Source organism: Streptomyces sp. NPDC058307 (assembly GCF_042880295.1).
In the GTDB taxonomy this organism is placed as follows: Bacteria; Actinomycetota; Actinomycetes; order Streptomycetales; family Streptomycetaceae; genus Streptomyces.
The window spans coordinates 87,966-93,787 of the sequence record NZ_JBHVYZ010000028.1; the positions used below are offsets into that span (position 1 = coordinate 87,966).

Here is a 5,822-nt window from a genome sequence, read left to right on the forward strand (position 1 = left end):
CGTGGGGGGGGGCGTGCTAAGGGGGTGGGGCGGTACTTCCTGAAGGCTGGGGGTCGTGCCGCTGCTGGGAGCCCCCGGCCCCACGTCCGGTTGTGTCCGTGCTACTTCGCCTCGGCTGCCTTGGCGGCCAGTTCGTCGACGGTGCCGATGTCGTCGAACCCTCCCTCGGCCACGGGCGTGACCTCGTCGCCGCTGCCGACGGTGTAAAGGGCCTGCTGCGGGTTGAGCAGGTCGAAGGGGTTCTTGTCGCCCTGGTCGGCGAGCATGAGGACGTACTCGGTGCTGTCCTCGGCCAGAGCGGTGGTCTCCTGCTCCTTGTACGTGACTCCGTCCAGCGTGCCGCCCAGCTGGGAGACCTCGATGGTGTCGCCGGCCTTCACGTCCCCGGCACCGGAGAGCACCTGGGAGACCTTGATCGAGGAAACGGTGACGACCACCGGATCGGACTCGGCGGCTTCCTCGGGTGAGAGCCCCGCCTGCGGGTTGGCGACCGGATCGTCGTTCGTGGGCGCCTCGGGGCTCAACTCCCGTACTTGGGTGCCGATCACTGTGCCCGTGATGACGACGTCCGACTGCTTCACGAGTGCGTCGACCGAGTCGTAGGACGGGTAGTCGGCCGCGTAGGGGACGACGTCCGCTGCGGCTACGGCCTTGGGCTTGGCCTTCCCCTCGGGCGAACCGTCGGTGGAGCAGCCGACGAGGACCACGGCGGCGAGCAGTGCTGTACCGCTGACGAGGACGTTCCTGACCGCGGTCATGAGTAGATCCTCTTGACCTCGGAGACGTCGTACGGCTGAGGCTTCTGGATGGTCGTCCGGTTGCGGCTGTGCTTCATGAGCGACACCCTCGACGTGTTCGGATTGTCGTCGAGACTGAGCCCGTGCCCCAGTTCGTGTGTGGCCGTGCTGCGGCACCACTCGGTCATGTGGGAGCCGGAGTCGCGGTCGAGCGTCCGCGCGTTGATCTTTATCTTGAAGACGCGGTTGATGTGGCGGAATCCGGACGGCGAGTAAACGCCGTACCAGCTCTGCGAATAGCGCCCAGCGGTGAATTCGGCCTTCGCGCCGGACGTACGCCCGATGTTCGCTCCGGCTCCCGCGTTGTTCCAGTTTTTCCGGCCCGTGTCGAGGAAGCCGACCCAGGTGTCATTGATGCCGACTGCCTTGACGTTCCAACTGCGCCCAGGCATTCCGCCGTCGTAGTAGTCGGCGTGGGCAACCGTTGCACTGCCGATGGCGATCGCCGTGGTCAGGGCGGTGCCGGCGGCCAGTCTGGCTGCTCTTCGTGCGTATGTGGTTGTCAAAGAGACTTCCCCGTGTCTTTGTTCGCGGGCAACGGAGCCCCGCGCATGGTCGTGTTTTCGCGGCCGGGGCATGGGTGATCAGTCCATGTCCTCCGGAAATGGAGACCGTGAGAAAAGTGGATGACGCGGATTCCGGTTCCGCATATCTGAGGGCCGAGCTTCCCCTGTCTCGGCAGGCCGCGTGAAGGGGATCGTATGTGCGAATAGAGGTGTGGTCAACGGCGTTTGCCGGGATAACTGGTGCGCTTGATAACGGAGTTGGGAGTTCCGTGAGTGGAGGCACCATCCCTGGCGGATCTGCCCAGAAAGGGAGAGGCCCTTATTACGCCGAGGGCTGGTGCCGTTGGGCCGCCCGCTTCTTTGCAGTGTCGTGCTTCCGCGGCCTGCCTCAAGGGCGCTCCCTGCGGTCGCGTCGCCTGCGGCGATCAGCCTTCGGCCGACCCTTGACCCAGTCCGCTCCAGCACGGGGGAGAAGCGAGCGGGCGGCCCGGAGGGACGGGTGGCCCAGGTGGGTTGAGGGTGGGTCGGCTGCCCTGCGAGCGGAGTTGGATGTGCGCGGTCGCGTCTCGGGGCACGCCTGGTTTGCTCAGCGGCCGGCGGCTGGTTGGGGGCGCGCGTGTGCCTCGGGTGGCGTGAAAGGTGGGCCACCAACGCCGCTCTCGCCCCAACGTCACCGACGCAAATAGCAGAAGGGGGCCGAGTTCAGTTCCTCGGCCCCCACTCCGCCGTTCACTCCCCGTGGCACTCCCCATAAACCCGCCCCGACCCGCACCAGCACGCCGTCCCCCGCTGCGGCGGCCACTCCACCGCACGTCCGCGCGCCGCCAAGGTCGTCGCGTACTGGGGGAGGAGTGACGGCTCTGCCGGGGACGTGCCCTCCGAGGCTGCGAAGGCCTCGTACGACGGGACCGTGCCTGTCACGATGCCCAGGTTCGCCGTGCCGGAGGCGGACAGTTCGCGCAGGGACGCCTCTATCGTCGCCAGGTGTTCCTCGTGGGAGGGGTACTCCGCGGAGAGGGAAGGGTAGGCGTCCACCAGTTCCGTGAGTTCGGAGGCGGGCCAGTGCAGGACCGCCACCGGGAACGGGCGGGACAACGCCTCCCGGAAGGTGCCCAGTTCGGCGCGCAGGCGGGAGATCTCCGCCTCCAGTTCCGCCGGGTTCTCCGAGCCGAGGGACCAGACGCGCTTCGGGTCGTGCAGCTCGTCCAGGGAGACCGGGGAGGTGTGGAGGGTGTCCGCCAGGACGTCCCAGTCGTCGTGGGGCAGGCCCAGCATCCGGCGGACGCGGTGGCGGCCGAACAACAGAGGATGCGTGGAATACGGGGGCTCCGCTACGTCGGTGAGGAGCACCCTGGCTCCCTGCGTGAACGTCTCCTGCGCCTGCTCCAGCTCGTCGTGGGACTCCAGGGCCTCCGCGACGATCACCCAGGGGGCCGGGTCCCGCGGTGACGCCACCCGGACGCCCTCGATGATCGCGCGGGCCTCGGCCTCATGGCCGTACTCCCAGAGGTTCGCGGCCTTCAGGGCGCGGACGAGAAACGGGTTCTCCAGGCCCGCCTGCGTGGCCAGCAGGCGGTCGTAGAGGGAGGACGCGGCTGGGCGGTCGCCGGCCAGTTCCAGATGGGCCGCGGCCTGCACGAGCAGGGCTTCGGCGTCCTCGGGATACCGGTCGGCGGTCCGCTCCAGGCGCGCCGCTTCGGCGTTGTGGTCGACGTTCTCGGCAGGCGTGTCGGGGCGCATGGGTGACACCGTACTGCCGATCAGTGGCAAAGAAGAGGGAGGTGCAGGCCAGGGCCCGGTGAAGGGGAGAAGAGCCTCGGGGCCGGCCCGCACCCTCCGCCCCTCACGTGTCGGCTCAGATCGTCACGCCGTCGATCTGGAGCGTCTGCACGGCCTTGGCCGCGAACGGCACGGCCACCGACTTGCCGCTCAGGAAGGTGTTGGAGTACGACACGTACTTGTCGCCGCCCGTCGTCACCGTGTTCCAGCGCGGGACCAGACCGCCGGAGCCGCCGGTCACCGTCGTGAACCTCGACAGGTCGAAGGTCAGGGTCTGGGCCGAGGTGGAGGTGTTCAGGGCCACGATGACCAGGCGCTTGGCCGAGGAGTCGTAGGCCGCGACCGCGTTGCTCACGCCCGTGTCGATGATCTTCATGCCGGGGCGGATGTGCCGGGCGAACTGGGCCATGACGTAGTACTTCGTCTGGACCGTCGTCGGCTGGAGGCTGCTCTGGTCGTACGCGATCATCGCCCAGCCCGTCGACGGGTCCATGACCTGCCAGTAGACCCAGGCCGTGGGGTGCAGCCAGCGGAAGTCGTAGAGCAGGTTGAAGGCCATGGTGTAGCCGGTGCCGTCGCTGTCGCCGGTCTCGGAGTTCCACAGGGCCTTGCCGGCCGTGGTCACCACATCCGTGTAGAGGAGGTCCCGGCGGCCGCCCGAGCCCTGGTAGCCGTGGACGTTGACCCGGTTCACGTACCCCTTCGTCGTCGAGCTGAAGGAGTTCCAGGTGGTGCGGGCGAGGTCGTAGCTCGTCTCGTCGGAGGCCGAGATCTTCACGCCGGTCAGGCCGCGGTTGTTCAACTCGCTGCGCAGGTACGGCAGTACGGCCGCCTGGACCGTCGCGTCCATGTGGCAGCCCTCCTGCGTGCCGGTCGCCGTCCACCAGGACGAGGAGGGCTCGTTGAAGGCGTCGACGGTCGAGAAGTTCACGCCCCAGTTGTTCTTGGCGTACAGGGCGGTCGCGGCGAGGTGGGAGGCGTGCTGGCGGTAGTTCCAGGACTGGAGGTTGTTGCCGCCGTCGGAGGCGCCGGAGGGGTTGTGGTTCAGGCACATCCACCACATCGGGGAGTTCGCGAAGAGCTCCGATGTCGCACCCCGCGCCGTCGCCTTCACCAGCATCGCCCGCTGGTTCGCGTCGGCCGTCCAGTCCCACGCCGAGGACGTCGGGTCCTCGTTGTTCCAGTCCTGCCAGTAGCCCTCGATCTGCTTGAAGGCGGGGATGTTCGGCGAGGCGGTCATCGACGTGCCGCCCACGGAGTTCCAGCTGCTCGCGCCCAGGTTGTAGCGGGCGATGTTGAGGCCGAGGCCGGGGAGCGAAGTGCCGTTGTATGACGTCGACTTGGTGGTGAAGAAGATGTCGGCGAAGTCGTCCCGGGCGCCGAACACGTTGGCCCACCAGGCCAGGGAGGTGCCCCAGCCCTCCCAGGTGCCGTACGAGGTCCCCGGACTGACGGCGATCGTTGCGTCCGCTCGGGCGGTACCGGTGGCCAGCGCGCTGCCGAGGAGGGTGCCTCCTGCGGCTGTCAGCAGCGTTCTGCGTCGGATCATGGCTACTCCGAACTTCCGAACTCCGATGGATCGACGCGGCCGTGTGACTCGCGTCGTGGCCTGCCCCGTTCATGCCACGTCGAAGCATCGGGTGCGGCCAGTGGGGTTGTCGAGAGTTCTGACAGCCCTTCCTAAAACCTGTGGAGGAAGTTCGGTATGCCGGACGCCCCGACCGCTTCGCCCGCTCTACGAGGGGTTCGGCACTGGTGAGTTGAAGGCCCCGCCCTTATCGTGCGGGCGGCCCCGTCCGAAGAGGCGTTCCGAAGGGGCGTTCCGAAGAGGCGTTCCCAGGAGGCGTTCCGAGGAGGCGTGAGGTATGCGGCAGCGCGTCATGCACCACGGAGCCCGGCGCCGGCGCGAGCGGCGCCGCCGGGTGGTGTGGACCGGCGGCGAACTCCTGGTCACCGCAGGGGTCGTCCTGCTGCTGCTCGTCGTGCACCAGCTGTGGTGGACCAACCGGGAGGCCGAGCGGGGCGCTCGGCACCGGGTCGAGGCGCTGGAGCGGGAGTGGGGGCGCGGCGGGGGAGCCGATTCCGGTACGGCCGCCGGGTCCGGGTCCGGGTCCCTGTCCTCTCCTACGGCTTCTCCGGGCTCCCGGGCCGAGCAGGAGCTCCACGACGGCGCCCCGGACCCCGCCGCCCTGACGCCGGGCCGGTCCCAGGCATACGCCATCCTTACCGTGCCCCGTCTCCACCTCCGCGTCCCCGTCGCCGAGGGCGTCGGCAAGCGGAGCGTGCTCAACAAGGGGTACGTCGGGCACTATCCCGGCACCGGGCAGCCGGGCGGCGCCGGGAACTTCGCGCTCGCCGGGCACCGCAACACCCACGGCGAGCCCTTCCGGTACATCAACCGCCTCACGCCCGGGGACACCGTCCGGGTGGAGACGCGGAGCGCGGTCTACACGTACGCCGTGGACAAGGCCCTGCGTCAGACCTCGGCCCGCGACTCGGGAGTGATCCGCCCTATCCCGCGCTCGACGGTTCACCCCACCTACGGCTACACCACGCCCGGTTACTACCTCACCCTCACCACGTGCACCCCGGAGTACACGTCCCGGTACCGGCTGGTGGTGTGGGGCAAGCTGATGTCTATGCGGCCGCGTTGAGGGGCTCACTGCTCCCGCAGCGCCCGCCCTGAGGGGCTCACTGCTCCCGCAGCGCCCGCCCTGAGGGGCTCACTGCTCCCGCAGCG

The 5,822-nt window shown here is 68.8% G+C and carries 5 protein-coding genes; 1 reads left to right on the plus strand and 4 read right to left on the minus strand.

The features are described 5' to 3' along the window. Nucleotides 1–101: 101 nt before the first annotated feature. From ACFVYN_RS21305 to ACFVYN_RS21320, 4 genes are all read right to left on the minus strand, one after another. On the minus strand, nucleotides 102–758 hold the full coding sequence (locus ACFVYN_RS21305) for a hypothetical protein (RefSeq protein WP_390000814.1): 657 nt from the start codon (nucleotides 756–758) through the stop codon (nucleotides 102–104). Further along, a complete protein-coding gene (locus ACFVYN_RS21310) occupies nucleotides 755–1,303 on the minus strand; it encodes a hypothetical protein (RefSeq protein WP_390000816.1) in 549 nt (182 codons plus the stop codon). The genes ACFVYN_RS21305 and ACFVYN_RS21310 overlap by 4 nt, the downstream gene beginning before the upstream one ends. Nucleotides 1,304–2,032: 729 nt before the next feature. Beyond that, the gene (locus ACFVYN_RS21315; RefSeq protein WP_390000817.1) at nucleotides 2,033–3,043 is read right to left on the minus strand and encodes an SEC-C metal-binding domain-containing protein; all 1,011 of its coding nucleotides are present in this window, start codon (nucleotides 3,041–3,043) and stop codon (nucleotides 2,033–2,035) included. A gap of 115 nt (nucleotides 3,044–3,158) precedes the next feature. Further along, nucleotides 3,159–4,631, minus strand: coding sequence for a beta-1,6-galactanase (locus ACFVYN_RS21320; protein ID WP_390000819.1), 1,473 nt, complete (start codon nucleotides 4,629–4,631; stop codon nucleotides 3,159–3,161). A 316-nt stretch (nucleotides 4,632–4,947) separates the two neighbouring features. Here ACFVYN_RS21320 and ACFVYN_RS21325 point away from each other — a divergent pair, with 316 nt between their 5' ends. Then, nucleotides 4,948–5,736: a class E sortase gene (locus ACFVYN_RS21325; RefSeq protein WP_390000820.1), complete on the plus strand. Its 789-nt coding sequence runs from the start codon at nucleotides 4,948–4,950 to the stop codon at nucleotides 5,734–5,736. Nucleotides 5,737–5,822: the final 86 nt, after the last annotated feature.

Coding starts and splice junctions, on each gene's coding strand:
- ACFVYN_RS21305 (WP_390000814.1), bottom strand. CDS start 758: ATGACCGCGGTCAGGAACGTCCTCGTCAGCGGTACAGCACTGCTCGCC.
- ACFVYN_RS21315 (WP_390000817.1), bottom strand. CDS start 3,043: ATGCGCCCCGACACGCCTGCCGAGAACGTCGACCACAACGCCGAAGCG.
- ACFVYN_RS21320 (WP_390000819.1), bottom strand. CDS start 4,631: ATGATCCGACGCAGAACGCTGCTGACAGCCGCAGGAGGCACCCTCCTC.
- ACFVYN_RS21325 (WP_390000820.1), top strand. CDS start 4,948: ATGCGGCAGCGCGTCATGCACCACGGAGCCCGGCGCCGGCGCGAGCGG.